Raw genomic sequence first — 15,436 nt, forward strand, 5'->3', positions numbered from 1 at the left:
ATTTGGTTTACAGCGAGAGGCTGTTGGCCGTCTCCTCGAACAAGTCGCCGTCGACAATAATCCGTCCGGAGTGCTCGCAGACCACGACGCGGTTGCGCTGACGGATTTCAAGCTGACGCTGGGGCGGTACGGCATATCCGGCAGCGGCACCCCGCTCGAGCGGGACCACGGCGCGGCCGTCACGGACGCGGCTGCGGAGTCGGTCGTAGGCGTTGATGTAACGACCTTCAACCGCATTCACGGCATCCTTGCGAAGCTTTTCAACCGCCGTCTGCTCGCTTTTCGTGTCCTTCAGCACTTCCGACAGTTCAGACTGCTTGGAGGCCAGGATCTCGTTCAGTTCCGCGAGACGGTTGGTCGCTTCCTCGACCGCCACTTCGACAACCGGAGCGGCCGCCGCCAGCTCTTCGATTTTCGTCTGGCTGTCAATGATCCGCTGCTTCTGGGCTTCGATTTCCTTTGTCAGGGCATCGTATTCCCGGTTGTTGCGGACCTGGAGTTGCTGCTCCTCATACTTCTTGATGAGGCCTTCGGACTCCTTGATGTCGTTGGCCGCCTGCGCCTTTGCAACTTCGTTGTCCTTTTTTTCCTGCTCCAATTTCTCGAGCCGGATTTCAAGGCCTGCCTTTTCGTCCTCCATGTCATGGATTTCGTCAGGAAGGTCGCCCCGCAGCTTTTTGATCTGATCGATTTTGCTGTCGATGGTCTGAAGACGGACGAGGGCTTTCAACTGTTCGCCGATCGTCGTTTCCGTTGCAGTGGTGGGCATATCGTATGTGTGTCGTTCTTTGGCAGACGGAGATGAACGATGCGTTCCTGATTTGGTTCAGTATAATTATCGTGAACCGGCGGGCTTTTCACGTATTCAATTGCCTGCCAGCCAAGTGCGTACCGGCGCCGTTCGCGTGCCCGTAACATGCCACGTGACGTCCGGAATGGCGTCCGCCAATCGGTCCCTCAGGAGATCCTCGGTCAGGCGTTCGGTTTCGTAGTGTCCAGGATCGACCAGCGCCATGGCGACGGATCCGTCGGGTGCCATGACGTCGAACCACGTATGGTACGTGATGTCGGCGGTAACGTACACATCGGCCCCGGCCCGCTGCGCAACGGGAATGAAATCCGATCCCGATCCGCCACAGACGGCAACGCGCTGGACCATGCGTTCGGGGTCCCCGGCATAGCGCAATCCCGGGGATGCGAGCGCGTCGGCGACCCGGTCCAGGAACGTGCCCAACGGGATGGACTCAGGCAACTGCCCGATGGCACCCAGACCGGCATCCCGGTACGGTTGCTGCACCGGGTACAGGTCGTAGGCCACTTCCTCATAAGGATGCGCGTCGCGGAGGGCAGCCACGACGGCCGATACGCGATGTGCCGCAACTTCCATTTCGAGGCGGATTTCCGGGACCGATTCAAGCGGCCCCCCGGCCGTTCCCGTGTGGGGGTTGGCCTGTGCGCCCGGACGGAACTGTCCCGTGCCGTCTGATCGGAAGGCACAGGCTTCATAGTGGCCAATCCGACCTGCTCCAGCCGCGGCAAGTGCCTGGTGGACCGCGTCGGCATCATCCGGCGGCACGAAGGTCACGAGTTTCCGGACGGCATCCTCCAGTCCGGACAGGAACGTCACGTCCCGGGCTCCCAGTCGGCGGGCCAATTCAAAACTGACGCCGTCCCGCGCGGCGTCCAGGTTGGTGTGGATGCTGTAGAGGGCAATGCCCTGTTCGGCCAGGCCGAGCACGAGGCCGGGAACGAGGCCGTCGGGCGTGACGCGCTTGATGCCCCGGAACAGCAACGGATGATGCGTCACAATGAGTTCCGCATGCATGGCGCGCGCCTCTTCCAGCACGTGCGGGGTCATGTCGAGGGCAATGACGGCGCGGGTAACTTCGGCGTCCGGGCGGCCCACCTGGAGACCCACATTGTCCCAGGACTGGGCGGTTCCACCCGGCGCCCACGCTTCGAGGACGCGTGCTATTTCGGAAACGGTTGCGGACATGGGGGAAATATAGGGCTCGCGTGGTTGGGCGGATTGGGCGGGTCAGGCGGGTCAGGCGGTGGGGCGGGCAGCCGATGCGATGCCTTCGGCCTCGTTCACCCGGAGCAACAACAGGCCGCCAACCAGGAACAGCACGACGACCACGGCCACGCCGAACCGCATGCTGCCGAAAATGACCGTCAGTTTGGCGAGCAGGAAGGGTCCCAGGAACGCCGTGAACTTGCCGGAGAAGGCGAAGAATCCGAAGAATTCGTTTTCGTGGTCGGGGGGCGTGAACCGGCCCAGCAACGAGCGGCTGGCACTCTGGTTGGGGCCGGCCAACAGGCCGACACCGATTCCGGCAACCCAGAAAAGGACCACACTCTGGCTGAGTACGGCCAGAAGCGCGGCCGCAATAAGTCCTACGAGCGACACCAGGATGGTCCGCTTGCCACCGAGCACATCATCCAGGAATCCGAGGGCAAAGGCGCCCACGCCGGCGGCCAGGTTCAGGGCAATCCCGAAAATCATGATGTCCTGAAAGCTGAAATCGAACACAACGGCCGCATACACGCCCCCGGCTCCGAATATGGTGATGAGCCCGTCGTTGTAGATGAGCCGCGCAACCAGCAAACGGAACACCTGACGGTATTTGCGGACGTCATTGAAGACCCGTTTCAGGTCCTGCCATGCCGCGCGTACGAGGGTGCCCATGGAGGGCGGGTTCTCCACTTTCTTGTCCCCGACTATCAGGAACATGGGGAGACTGAAAAGCGCGAACCAGGCCGCAACGAGGAGATTCGTGGCCCGGACGTTTTCACCCGTGGCGGCGTCCAGTCCGAAGAGGGGAGGGTCGGGATTGATGAAAACGACCAGTCCGACGACCATACACAACAGTCCGCCCACGTAGCCCAGTGCCCAGCCGAAGCCCGATGTCCGGCCAATCCGGTCGAGCAGGGTAATGTCCGGGAGGTAGGCATTGTAGAACACGTTGGCCATTTCGAACGCCACGTTGGCGACGACGAAGATTCCGATGGCCATCCAGACGTCTCCGGGCCCCGGGAAATACAGGGCCACCGTGCCGGCAATGCAGACGATGGTGGCTCCAAGGAGGAATCTTTTCCGATGTCCGCCTTTGTCGGCCATGGCACCCACGAAGGGGGCCAGCACGGCTACGATGAGGGCCGAAATGGTAATTCCCGTGAACCACATGTCCGCGCCAGTGGTCTCGTCCGGTGCAATGCCTTTGGTGAAGTAGGTGGCGTAGATGAACGTCACCACCAGCGTCGTGAAGGCCGAGTTGGCAAAATCGTACAGGGCCCATGCCGTTGTGGACCTTCGGGTTGGGACAGCAATGGGCATGAGGCGGGACCAGGTGGGTGGGATCCGCAAAAGTAGCCGGTTCGAGCGGAGCGGTCAAGTCGTCGCCAAGCGAACGGCATCCGTGAAGCGATCAACCTCGTCCAGCGTATTGTAGGCGTGGATCGATGCGCGGATCATGATCGGCAACCCTCGGCGCTCGGCGTCCAGTCGGGCCCAGTCCGGATCCGACAGGTTCACGTTCATTTTCAGGGCGGCCAGATGCGTCCGGATATCGCTCGACGGCGTCCTTGCATGGGAAAACGTGACAATGCCGCATTGACGGACGCCCTCGTCATGGACGGTGATGCCCGGCAGGCCTGCGAGCTGTTGCCGCAGTCCGGCGGCCAGATCCCGGATCCGGGCCTCCAGGGTGGGCATTCCGATTTCCAGAGCGTACCGGACCGCTACGCCAAGCCCGATCTTTCCGGCCACATAGCCCTCCCAACTCTCGAACCGGCGGGCGTCGGGCATGAGTTCGTACGCGTTGAGGGCTGACCAGCGGGCGGCGTGCAGGTCCAGGAAGGGCGGGTCAAGGAGATCCATGGCGTCCGAGCGCACGAACAGGAAACCGGTTCCGCGCGGTCCGCGCAGGTATTTCCGTCCCGTAGCGGAAAGGAAGTCACATCCTATGTGATTCACATCCAGGTCCACCTGCCCGGCCGACTGGCACGCGTCGAGCAAATAAGGCAGACCGTGCTTCCGGGCCACTTCCCCGACGTCCTCCGCCGGATTGACCAGACCGGAGTTGGTGGGTACATGGGTCAGGCAAATGAGCCGCGTCCGCGCCGAAATGAGGCCTTCGAGCGCATGGACATCCACCTGACCGTCCGCGTCGTTGGGAGCCACGTCGATATCAATGCCGAACCGGTCCCGCACCTGCATCATGGCCAGGTAATTCGAGGCATAGGACGCCTGCGCGGTCAGCACCCGATCGCCCGGCTTCCAGCGGATCCCGTAGAACACCATGTCCCAGGCGCGGGTGGCATTCTCCGCCAGGGCAATTTCCCCGGGATGCGCCCGGATGAGTTCGGCAATGGCATGGTACGTGTCGAGATACGCCGGTTGCACGGCGGCAAACGCCTCGTATCCTCCGGTCGATGCCTCCAGGTCCAGATGCGTCTTCACGGCATCGAGCACCTGGCGGGGCATGAGTCCCGCCCCGGCATTGTTGAAATGCAGCACCTTCTCGCATCCCGGCGTTTCGGCTCTCAGGCGCGTTGTCAGTGGGTCCTCGGTACGGTTCTCGCGAGTCTTGTGGGTCATGACGAGTTCTTCGTTTGGCAGCGTCGTTTGTCCGTGCAGTCCGTATTTTAAGGAATACCCGCCCTCGTAGCTCAGGGGATAGAGCACCGGTTTCCTAAACCGGGTGTCGGAAGTTCGAATCTTCCCGAGGGCGCATGAGCGCAACCCTATCAGACGTGATTTCCAAAACCACCGCCGTTTTCCTGGCCGTGGCAGGAATGGCGATTGGGCTTTCCGGCTGCTACGCGCTGTCGCGCGGAGACGACAACCCCTGCCGCGAGGCCGCTGCACTGGTCATGGAACGGGAAGACCTGCGTCAGGACCTGGATGCTCAGCAGGACTACTACCGCCGCCGGGAAGTCCTGCTCAAGCTGAACCGGCTGCAGCGCGAGTTGGACAAAGCCGACGCGGCGTGCGAAAAATATCGGGCCCAACCGTAACAATGCATGGAAGTTCGAGGTATCACAGGCATACCTTGAACTTCTATCCATTGTCGAAGGCGGAAAAGTGATCTCAAAGGAACTCATTGGCGCGAGTGCACGCCCATTGTTGCTGACCATCCTGGCGCGCGGCGAATCGTACGGGTACGCCATCCTGCAGCAGGTCCATGACCTGTCGGGTGGCACCATCGAGTGGAAAGACGGTACGCTCTACCCGGTGCTGCATCGTCTGGAAGATGAAGGGCTCATTGCGAGCACCTGGAAGACGCCGGCCGGGCAGCGGCGGCGCAAATACTACCACCTGACCCCGGCCGGCCAACGCGCGCTGGCCCATGAGCGTCGCCAGTGGCTGCAGGTCGATTCCGTGCTCGCCATGTTGTGGGGCCTTGAACCGCGGGTGGCATGATGAACTTCAACGTCAACGTGGCGCTGGCAACGTGGCGCCGGTTCATGGAGCGGAATCCCGCCCTTTCGTCCGAGGATATCGACGAAATGGAAGTCCACCTCCTGGACCATATGGACCGGCTCATCGCCGATGGGGAGGAACCTGAGGCGGCTTTCCGTGGCGCCACGCATCGGTTGGGCGGATACGATCTGCTCGAGCAGGAATTCGACAAAGTCCGGTGGGGGCGCACGTCGCGCAGCGCATCGATCAAGAAAACCATTCTCGCCATGAAAGACATCCTGGGCACCTTCCTCCAGAGCAGCATTCGCGGTATCCGCCGGCATCCGGCCCATACCGGCATCAATCTCGTGGGACTGGCCATCGGGCTGGCAGCCGTGTTGTTCATGGCGCTGTTCATCCGGGACGAACTGGCCTACGACACCCAGCACGCGGACGGAGATCGGCTGTACCGGATCGGAAATTCGACAACCGGTTGGCCGTACGGCCGTCTGGTGATGGAAAACAACCCGGAAGTCGAAGACGTCACCTATTTGCGGTCCTATCCTGCGCTTTCCATCAAGCACGAGGGCCGGTATTCCTACAAGAATCAATTGTATGCAGATGGTGCGTTCCTGCGGATGTTCGACTTCCCGTTGCTGCTCGGCGATCGGGAAACCGCCCTGGAGCGTCCGTTCACGGCGGTGGTCACAGAGCCCCTGGCCCGGGAGCTGTTCGGACACACCGACGTGCTGGGTGAGCCCCTGGTCATGAACGATTCGCTCGAAGTGACCATCACCGGAGTGACGCCGGCTCCGGAACGGTCACACATTGATTTCGATTTGTTGGTCTCGTTCTCGACCTTCCGGGCGTTCGATCCTGAATCCTTCGATAGTCAGATGCAGTCCGGATGGTTGAATCTGAACGTGGTGACCTACATCCGACTGGCCGAGGGCGTCGATGCAGAGGCATTCGAGGCGAAGATCGCCGGACTTCCCATGGAACACGCAGGGGATATGTTGCGCTCCTGGGGTGCCAACTATGCGCTCAGCCTGCACGGCGTCCAAGATATTTATCTGGATCCGGACGCAGCGAATTCCATCGGGCCGTCCAGTTCCATCGAGGTCGTGTACCTGATGTCTGCCATTGCCGCCTTCCTGCTGCTCCTGGCCATCGTGAATTTCGTGAATCTGTCGACGGCCCGGTCGCTCCAACGGGCGCGGGAGGTGGGCATCCGGAAGGTGGCAGGGTCCTCAAGAGGCCTGCTCGTTGCCCAATTCATGATCGAAGCGGTGGTGTTGACCGGTCTGGCAACCATTCTTGCCGTCGTCCTGGCCACCGTCACGTTGCCGGTGTTCAATGGACTGGCGGGCAAGTCCTTCCTGCGTTGGGACCTGGTGGCACCGGGCATGGTCCTGGCCGTCGTGATGGCCGGGATCGTCGTCGGACTCCTGGCTGGCTGGTACCCGGCCCTGGTCCTGTCCCGATTCGCGCCGGCCCGTGTCCTGAAGGGCCTCCACGACCCTGAAGGAGGAGGCAGCGGATTCCGTCGGGCGCTTGTTGCCGTCCAGTTTGCCATCTCGGCCGTCATCATCCTGGGTACGCTGCTTGTGAACAACCAGGTGCGCTACATGCAGACGGCCCATCCCGGGTTCGATGCCGAGCAAGTCCTGCTCGTCGACGCCCGCCAGGTCCCCTATGCCGTTCGCGCCTCGAACATGGAGGCGCTCAAGAACGGATTGGAGTCCCATCCAGGCGTGCTGTCCATGTCCGCGGCACTGGCGGTACCGGGACGGAACGGCTGGCGCGGACAACTGTCGTTTCCCGAGGGGTGGGATCAGGATCAGTCCATTTCCCTGGAGTACATCGGCGTGGATCCATGGTACGTCGGCACGCTCGGCCTGGAAATCGTTGCCGGACGCGATTTCAATCCAGAAAGTGGTCTCGACGAACGGCAGTCGGTCATCATCAATGAGGCGGCTGTCCGGGAAGTGGGCTGGTCATCTCCCGAGGAAGCCATCGGCAAGGGATTTGCCTCGCCCGGCTCCGGAAAACCGGACGGCGTGGTCATCGGAGTGGTGCGCGATTTCCATCAGCACGGACTCCAGGAGGCCGTGCAGTCCATCATGTACGGCATCCGGCCATATGGCGGATTGCTGGCTGTACGGTTCCATCCGGAACAGGCGTCTGCGGTCCTCGAACACGTAGCAACCACCTGGAACGAAATGCTTCCGGAGTACACGCATGAAACGGTCTTTTTGGACCGCGATTTTGCGCGTCAGTATGAGCAGGAAGACCGACTGCGCAAGGTGGCCGGCGTGTTCTCGTTCCTCGCCATCGTGATTGCCTGTCTGGGACTGCTCGGTCTGGTCTCGCACGAGACGTCCAGGCGAACGAAGGAAATCGGTATCCGGAAAGTCCTCGGGGCGTCGACGGCCGGGATCGCGCTCATGTTGTCCCGCCAAATGGTCCTCCTGGTGGTACTGGGGTATGCGGTGGCGGTCCCTGTCGCGTGGCTAGCCATCCGGGCGTGGCAATCGTCCTTCGCTTACGCAGCACCCATCTCCATCGGCTGGATCCTGGTGGGCGGGTTGCTCCTCGTGCTCCTGGCCGTGATCACATCCGGGCAACAGGCCATCCGGGCCGCCATGGCCAACCCGGCGCAGAGCATCCGGGCGGAATAAACGGACTTACGGCCGGAGCGTATCGGTCAACAGCTGCTTGAGCTGACGCATCTGCTCCATCCCGAGATGCCGCCCCATCTGTCCGGCAGCGTAGACGAGGGCAGCCGCTGCCGCAGCCGCCGGTCCGCTCCAGAACGCCATGCCTGAGCCGCCAAGGGTCCAATCGGCCCAGCCGTAGATGACCCCCATGCTTCCGGCGAATCCGATGCCCACGTAAAGCGCCACGAACAGGCTCCAGATGGTCGGGCGCGGCCCGAACAGTCCATGCACGACCGAGCCGGACGGCAGATGGGGGTCTACGGAAACGCTTAGTTGGGGACTCCAGAAGTGGAACGCTTCGGGCGGCACGGTCAAGACGGCCGAAGAGGCGAAAATCTTGCCCGTAACTGACGCCGACGGGTCCCGTAGCACGTGGTCGAGCCGTCTCAGCACATCGTTGGGTTCGACAGCAACGATCATGTCGAACCGGGGTCTTAACCGGAGATCCGTCTTCATACACCAAAGGTATTATGAAAAAAGACATTCTGCCCGCCCTCGTCCTCATTTTGGCTGCGGGTTTTTTCGCCGTCAGCCTGACAGCCCATTCTGCACACGCCCAGTCAGGGGACATGGATGACACGGAAGCCGTCCACGCGGCTGTCGTGGACTACGTGGAAGCCCTGTACAGCGTCGAACCGGAGCGCATTGCCCGGAGTGTCAGCACGGATCTGGTGAAGTTCGGATGGTTCAAGTCGAACGGAGCCTACGTGCCGGCGCCCATGACGTACGAGCAGTTGGTCCGGCTGGCCGGATCATGGAACCGGGACAACCGGCAGAACATCACCGACGAGACCGTCCGTGATATCGTGGTTTACGACGTTCTCGACAAGACGGCCGTCGCCAAACTCACGGCGCAGTGGGGGATTGACTACTTCCAGCTCGAGAAAATCGACGGAACGTGGAAAATCCGGCACATCCTGTGGCAGAGCCACCCGGACTGACCCACTTCTTCAACAGCCTTCTAAATCCCGAACCGCAGCGCCACCGTCGTCCAGCTCTGGACAATCTTGCCCTCCTCGCGCGCCGGACTGAACATCCACTGACGGGCGGCATCCAGGGCGGCCTCTTCAATGCCGTAGCCGATGGTGGCCACGGATTCGTCCCGCGACCCGTCATCCTTGCTGAGCAGATAGCGTTCAACGATCTCGGTCTGCTCCACGCGGCCGGAGCGGTTCACCAGGACGCGCACCACGACTTCGGCCCGGACATTCCGCCGCCGGGCCTCCCGGGGATATTGGGGCTCCACAATCCGGCGGGGCTGCGGACCACGGTCGGCCCGGGCAGCGGCTCCGGTCGTTTCGGCTGTGCCTTCCTCAAGCTCCATGTCGGTTCCGGGGTCATCCACCGGGAGCAGATTGTCGTCCAGGTCCAGCTCGACTTCTTCGAATTCCTCATCGTTGGGTACAAGAACAGGGACGAGGGGGCGCGGTGGCGGTGGTCGCCGGGCGCGCTGCGTGGTCTGCTGGATGTCCTCGACCTGGATGGTTTCCGGGCTGCGCGCATCGTACACGAAATCGTCGTCCCCGCCCCAATCCGATGGCCACCACCGGACGAGCACGTTCGCCAGGATGAGCGCGGCAAGCATCCCCCACATGACATGCGTGGGATACCGTTCATACCGCCGGGTATTTCTATCGAGTTTCTTCACGGTATGCACTAACGACATGCGTGCTATGGGGTTCGGGCAAATCGTCGAACAGGCAAAAGGGCCCGCCGGACGGGAGTCGGGGCATTGTGGACAGTTTTGGTTTGTGGGGAAGGAGCCATCGCCGTATTTTGACCGAAACGCATAAGAGACGACGTGTCCCACCGAACAGCTCGGACCTGCCACACATGCCGATGACCATTCGCTGGTCCAAACCTTCCCGGGTTGCGGGGAGGTTTTTTTTTGGGCATCACGTAAGGGACACGATCAACGAGACCCACACAGGAGACAATCCGGATGATTGAACGAATGGAGCCATGCAAACTGGCACTCGCGGACGGCACCGTCGTGACCGGCGAAGCGGTCGGCTATCGCGGGGAAACGAGCGGGGAGTTGTGCTTCAACACCTCCATGACGGGCTATCAGGAAATCTTCACCGATCCGTCCTACCACGGACAGATCATGATGATGACCTATCCGCACATCGGAAACTACGGCGCCATGGACATCGACATGGAAGCCCGGGAGCCGATGGTGGCGGGCGTGGTGGTGCGGCAGTTCTCACACCGGTATTCGAACCATATGGCCGACGAATCGCTGGACTCCTTCATGAAGCGGTTCAAACTGGTCGGGATTTCCGGAGTCGATACGCGACGTCTGGTCCTGCACATCCGCGACCAGGGGGTCATGAACGCCGTGATTTCGTCGGTGGATCTGGATGATGCGTCGCTGGTGGAAAAGGCCCGATCCTGGCCCAGTATGGCCGGCCTGGAACTGGCCTCCCGGGTCACGACGGCAGAAGCGTACGATTTCTGCGAGGGATCCGGCCCACGGATTGCGGTCTACGACTACGGGGTGAAGCAGAACATCCTGCGTTCATTCAAGGCGCGCGGATGCACGGTCCGTGTTTTCCCGGCCGACACGGACTTCGCGGTCATCCGGACCTGGGATCCCGATGGGGTCTTCTTCTCAAACGGACCGGGCGACCCGCGTGCCATGGAGGGGGCCATTGCCACCGTGAAGGAGGCCACGGCCTCCGGACTTCCGTTGTTCGGCATCTGTCTGGGGCATCAACTCATGTCACTCGCCGCCGGACTGGATGTGTACAAGATGTTCGTCGGCCATCGGGGCGCCAACCATGCCGTCAAGAACCTGCAGACGGGGCAGGTGGAAGTGTCCACGCAGAACCACGGTTTCGCCGTCAACAAGGACTCCCTGTCGCCGGACGTGGCCGAGTTGACGCACATCAACCTGAACGACCAGACCCTTGAGGGCGTCCGTTTCAAGCAGTTCTGCGGATTCTCTGTCCAGTACCATCCCGAAGCTTCGCCGGGTCCGCACGACAGCCAGTACCTGTTCGATGCCTTCATGGCTGACATCAAGGAAAAACGGGGCGTCCAGGCGACGCACCTGAAAGACGACCACATGATTTACGCCGGACGATAACGACCCATGCCCAAACGCACCGACATCAAGAAAATCCTCCTCATCGGATCCGGTCCGATCGTCATCGGCCAGGCCTGTGAATTCGACTATTCCGGCAGTCAGGCCTCCCGTGCCCTCCGGGCAGAAGGGTACCATGTGGTCCTGGTGAACTCGAATCCGGCCACCATCATGACCGATCCCGTCACTGCGGACACGGTCTATCTCAAGCCGCTCACCCCCGAATCCATCAAGGAAATCGTGGAAAAGGAGCGCCCGGACGCCGTGTTGCCGACCATGGGTGGGCAGACCGCCCTCAACCTGGCCAACAAGCTCCACGAGCAGGGCTACTGGGAAAAAATGGGCGTGGAGGTGATCGGCGTGGACATCGACGCCATCAACATCACCGAGGACCGGCAGCAATTCCGCGACCTCATGGAGCGGATTGGGGTCGATCAGGCCCGGAGCAAGGTGGCGAAAAGCCTCCTCGAGGCCAAGGAAATCACGCAGGACCTGGGCGGACTTCCGGTCGTCATCCGGCCGTCGTTCACGCTCGGCGGCAGCGGGGGCGGCATTGTCTGGGCCCCCGGTGAGTTCGACAAGAAAGTCATGCGCGGCCTGGAGCTGTCTCCCGTCCACGAGGTGCTGCTGGACGAATGTCTGGTCGGGTGGAAGGAGTACGAGCTGGAACTGCTCCGCGACAAGAACGACAACGTCATCATCATCTGTACCATCGAGAATCTCGACCCCATGGGGGTCCATACGGGGGATTCGGTGACCGTGGCGCCCAGCCAGACGCTCACCGACAAGCAGTTCCAGAAGATGCGCGACGCCGCCATCAAGATGATGCGCTCCATCGGTACCTTCGCCGGCGGATGCAATGTGCAGTTCGCCGTCGAGCCGAAGACGGGTCGCATGATTGCCATTGAAATCAATCCGCGCGTCTCCCGGTCGTCCGCGTTGGCCTCGAAGGCTACCGGTTACCCGATTGCCAAGGTCGCGGCCAAACTGGCCGTGGGGTATACCCTGGACGAATTACCGAACGATGTCACGGGCACGACCAGCGCCTGCTTCGAGCCGTCCATCGACTATGTCGTTACCAAGATCCCACGGTTCAACTTCGACAAGTTCGAGGGCGTGGACGAGGAGTTGACGACCCAGATGAAGGCGGTCGGCGAGGTCATGGCCATCGGCCGGACGTTCCCCGAAAGCCTCCAGAAGGCGTGGCAGAGTCTGGAGAACGGATACAGCGGGTTGGGATCGGACCGCGAAGAATCTTCCCGCAACGAAATCCGGGACCGGCTGAAGAAGTCCTATTGGGATCGCACCCTGCAGATCAGGAATGCCTTCAAGATGGGCGCGAGCGTGGATGAGGTCGCGGACGTGTCGAAGGTGGATCCGTGGTTCCTGTACCAGATCCAGGATATCGTATCGATCGAGGAGAGCATGCAGTCGAAAACGCTCGGCGAGCTCGATGAAGCGACCCTGCGTACCATCAAACGATACGGATTCTCCGATCTCCAGATTGCCTGGAACGTGCTGGACGATGTAACGGAAGCAGATGTGCGGGCGCATCGGTTGGCGCAGGGCGTGAAACCGGCCTTCCTGCTCGTGGATACGTGCGCGGGTGAGTTCCCGGCCCAGACCCCGTACTTCTATTCATCCTACGAAACCCACTCGGAAAGCGTGCGCTCGGACAGGCAGAAGATCATCATTCTCGGAAGCGGGCCGAACCGGATAGGGCAGGGCATTGAATTCGATTACTCCTGCGTGCATGCCGTCCTGGCGTGCCGGGAATTGGGGTACGAAGCCATCATGGTGAACTGCAACCCCGAGACGGTTTCAACCGATTTCGACGTGGCCGACAAGCTGTACTTCGAGCCCGTCTTCAAGGAGCGGGTCATGGACATCATTGACCACGAGCAGCCCATGGGCGTCATCGTTCAGATGGGCGGGCAGACCGCGCTGAAACTGGCCGAGCACTTCCACAAGGAAGGCATTCCCATCATCGGCACGTCGTATCGGGACATGGACATGGCCGAGGACCGGGGACAGTTCTCCGACCTGTTGAAGGCCCTCGAAATCCCGTATCCCCCGTATGGTGCTGCGCGAAGCGTGAACGAAGCCGTTACGACGGCCGAGAAGATCGGATATCCGTTGTTGGTCCGCCCGAGTTACGTGCTGGGCGGTCAGGGCATGCGGATTGCCATCAACAAGGAAGAAGTCGAACAGTATGTGGGCCAGATCTGGAAATTGTTGCCCGACAATGTGATCCTGTTGGACCTGTTCCTGGAGAATGCCATCGAGATCGATGTCGATGCCATCTGTGACGGGGATGAAGTGTGGGTGGCCGGGATCATGCAGCACATTGAACCGGCCGGGGTCCACTCCGGGGATTCAACGGCGGTGGTCCCGCCGTACTCCATTCCGGAGCACGTCCAGGACAAGATCCGGGCGTATGTGACGTCCATCGCATCGCACATGAACGTGCGGGGCCTCATCAACGTCCAGATGGTCATCACCGGAGAGGACGTCTTCGTGATTGAAGCCAATCCTCGTGCATCCCGGACGGTACCGTTCCTGGCGAAGGCGATGGGCATTCCGCTCTCGAACATCGCGACGAAGGTCATGCTCGGTCAAAAACTTGCAGACTTCCGGAAGCGGGGCGAATTGGAGTCCAAGCTGGTGGGTTATGCCGTCAAGGAGCCGGTCTTCTCGTGGGACAAATTCCCTGAGGTCCGGAAGGAGCTGGGTCCTGAAATGAAATCCACCGGCGAGGCCATCGCGTTCATCCAGGACTTCGACGACGAACATTTCCGCAAGCCGTTCGAAATGCGGAACCTGTATCTGTCCCGGTAGGCGTCAGGGCAGCATGGCCATCAATCCGTTGGCCAGCATGGGGCCAATCCGGACCGTACATATCTCGCCAGTCTGCGATTCGTCGAACGGGGCCTGTACCCGGATGTGGTTGTCCGTGAAGCCGGACATCGTGCCGCCGTCCTGGGCGTATTCCCAGAGGACAGGGCGCTCCGTTCCCGTGAACTGCCGGTAAAACGCGGCCCGCTTCTTCTCCGAGAGCAGCCTGAGGCGCCGGTTGCGCCGGGATCGATCGGCCTTGGGTACCGGCGAGCCACCCAGCCGGTCCACGGCCACGGTCCCTGGCCGTTCCGAGTAGGTGAATACGTGGAAATACGATGCTGGCAGGTCGGCCAGGTACGCGAAGGTGTTTTCGAAGCGTTCCGGTGTTTCGTTCGGGAAGCCCACAATCACGTCCACACCGATGGCGGCATGGGGCATGGCGTTGTGGATCCGTTCCACGCGCTCGGAATAGGTCTCCCGGCGGTACCGGCGTCGCATGGCCCCGAGCACGTCATTGTCGCCGCTCTGCAGCGGGAGATGGAAATGAGGAACGAAAGCGCGTGATTCCGCCACGAAATCAATGATGCCGTCCGTGAGCAGATTGGGTTCGATGGATGAAATCCGGTAGCGATCAATGTCCGTCACTCCGTCCAGGGCCTTCAGGAGGGGAAGCAGCTCCTCGCCACGCTCCTGACCGAACAGGCCTATATTGACGCCACTGAGCACGATTTCCCTGTAGCCCCTGCCGGCAATGGTCCGGGCCTGGTCCACGATGTCCTGAACCGTAGCGGACCGGCTCGGTCCACGGGCTGCCGGAATGGTACAGAACGAACACGAGTAATCGCATCCATCCTGGACCTTGAGGAAGGCACGCGTTCGCTCGGTCGCGGAAAACGCGGAGCCGAACGACGTCACGCCATCAATACAGGATACATCGATTTGTGTCCGCTCCCCTTTGTGAAAGGCCGACACGTACCGGAAGACGTCGAACTTTTCCTGCGCGCCCAGGACGACATCAACGCCTTCGATTCCAGCAATCTGTTCCGGGCGGAGCTGGGCAAAACACCCGGTCACAATGACGAACGTATCCGGGTTCTTGCGCAGGGCACGGCGGATGGTCTGACGGCATTTCCGGTCGGCCTCCTCGGTGACCGTGCACGTATTCAACACCACGGTATCGGCGTGCTCGCCGAACGGTACGATTTCCCACTCTCGGGCACGGAATTGCTCGGCGATTGAACCGGTCTCGGCGAAATTGAGCTTGCATCCCAGCGTATGAAAAGCAACAGAAGGCAACAGAACGGGGGATGATGGGCAGATGGAAACGTGTGCGGCAAGTACGAAAGAGGTATTTTCGGGTTTCCGACACCCCACCCCAACCCATCC

At 61.3% G+C, this 15,436-nt stretch carries 13 protein-coding genes and 1 tRNA gene; 7 read left to right on the forward strand and 7 right to left on the reverse strand.

All coding sequences use genetic code 11. The features are described from left to right. Positions 1-7 precede the first annotated feature (7 nt). From RIE53_12180 to RIE53_12195, 4 genes are all read right to left on the reverse strand, one after another. Positions 8-769, reverse strand: a complete 762-nt coding sequence (locus RIE53_12180; GenBank protein ID MEQ9105439.1) for a hypothetical protein — start codon at positions 767-769, stop codon at positions 8-10. Between the two features lie 96 nt (positions 770-865). Next, positions 866-1,996, reverse strand: a complete 1,131-nt coding sequence (locus RIE53_12185) for a Nif3-like dinuclear metal center hexameric protein (GenBank protein ID MEQ9105440.1) — start codon at positions 1,994-1,996, stop codon at positions 866-868. A 51-nt stretch (positions 1,997-2,047) separates the two neighbouring features. Beyond that, the gene (locus RIE53_12190) at positions 2,048-3,337 is read right to left on the reverse strand and encodes an MFS transporter (GenBank protein ID MEQ9105441.1); all 1,290 of its coding nucleotides are present in this window, start codon (positions 3,335-3,337) and stop codon (positions 2,048-2,050) included. 54 nt (positions 3,338-3,391) lie between these two features. After that, positions 3,392-4,600 carry an aminotransferase class V-fold PLP-dependent enzyme gene (locus RIE53_12195; GenBank protein ID MEQ9105442.1) on the reverse strand — a complete coding sequence of 403 codons (1,209 nt, stop codon included), beginning with the start codon at positions 4,598-4,600 and terminating at the stop codon, positions 3,392-3,394. Positions 4,601-4,660: 60 nt separating this feature from the next. Here RIE53_12195 and RIE53_12200 point away from each other — a divergent pair. From RIE53_12200 to RIE53_12215, 4 genes are all read left to right on the forward strand, one after another. Continuing rightward, positions 4,661-4,733: transfer RNA gene (locus RIE53_12200), tRNA-Arg, on the forward strand. A gap of 1 nt (position 4,734) precedes the next feature. After that, on the forward strand, positions 4,735-5,019 hold the full coding sequence (locus tag RIE53_12205) for a hypothetical protein (GenBank protein MEQ9105443.1): 285 nt from the start codon (positions 4,735-4,737) through the stop codon (positions 5,017-5,019). Between the two features lie 67 nt (positions 5,020-5,086). Then, positions 5,087-5,425: a PadR family transcriptional regulator gene (locus RIE53_12210; protein MEQ9105444.1), complete on the forward strand. Its 339-nt coding sequence runs from the start codon at positions 5,087-5,089 to the stop codon at positions 5,423-5,425. Further along, positions 5,422-8,085, forward strand: a complete 2,664-nt coding sequence (locus RIE53_12215; GenBank protein ID MEQ9105445.1) for an ABC transporter permease — start codon at positions 5,422-5,424, stop codon at positions 8,083-8,085. Before RIE53_12210 ends, RIE53_12215 begins: the two co-directional genes overlap by 4 nt. Positions 8,086-8,091: 6 nt before the next feature. On the opposite strand, the gene RIE53_12220 is transcribed toward RIE53_12215, so the two are convergent. Next, complete coding sequence (locus tag RIE53_12220) at positions 8,092-8,544, reverse strand: hypothetical protein (protein ID MEQ9105446.1); 453 nt, start codon at positions 8,542-8,544, stop codon at positions 8,092-8,094. A 50-nt stretch (positions 8,545-8,594) separates the two neighbouring features. Between RIE53_12220 and RIE53_12225 the strand changes: the two genes are divergently transcribed. Then, on the forward strand, positions 8,595-9,065 hold the full coding sequence (locus RIE53_12225; GenBank protein ID MEQ9105447.1) for a nuclear transport factor 2 family protein: 471 nt from the start codon (positions 8,595-8,597) through the stop codon (positions 9,063-9,065). A gap of 20 nt (positions 9,066-9,085) precedes the next feature. On the opposite strand, the gene RIE53_12230 is transcribed toward RIE53_12225, so the two are convergent. Next, positions 9,086-9,772, reverse strand: a complete 687-nt coding sequence (locus RIE53_12230; GenBank protein ID MEQ9105448.1) for an energy transducer TonB — start codon at positions 9,770-9,772, stop codon at positions 9,086-9,088. Positions 9,773-10,066: 294 nt separating this feature from the next. Here RIE53_12230 and carA point away from each other — a divergent pair, with 294 nt between their 5' ends. Then, positions 10,067-11,215, forward strand: a complete 1,149-nt coding sequence (gene carA, locus RIE53_12235) for a glutamine-hydrolyzing carbamoyl-phosphate synthase small subunit (protein ID MEQ9105449.1) — start codon at positions 10,067-10,069, stop codon at positions 11,213-11,215. A gap of 6 nt (positions 11,216-11,221) precedes the next feature. Continuing rightward, positions 11,222-14,050 carry a carbamoyl-phosphate synthase large subunit gene (gene carB, locus RIE53_12240; GenBank protein MEQ9105450.1) on the forward strand — a complete coding sequence of 943 codons (2,829 nt, stop codon included), beginning with the start codon at positions 11,222-11,224 and terminating at the stop codon, positions 14,048-14,050. A 3-nt stretch (positions 14,051-14,053) separates the two neighbouring features. Here the strand turns inward: carB and mtaB are convergent, their stop codons facing one another. Continuing rightward, positions 14,054-15,346: a tRNA (N(6)-L-threonylcarbamoyladenosine(37)-C(2))-methylthiotransferase MtaB gene (gene mtaB / locus RIE53_12245; GenBank protein ID MEQ9105451.1), complete on the reverse strand. Its 1,293-nt coding sequence runs from the start codon at positions 15,344-15,346 to the stop codon at positions 14,054-14,056. Positions 15,347-15,436 lie beyond the last annotated feature (90 nt).

The sequence above is a fragment of the Rhodothermales bacterium genome (assembly GCA_040221055.1).
In the GTDB taxonomy this organism is placed as follows: domain Bacteria; phylum Bacteroidota; class Rhodothermia; order Rhodothermales; family UBA10348; genus 1-14-0-65-60-17.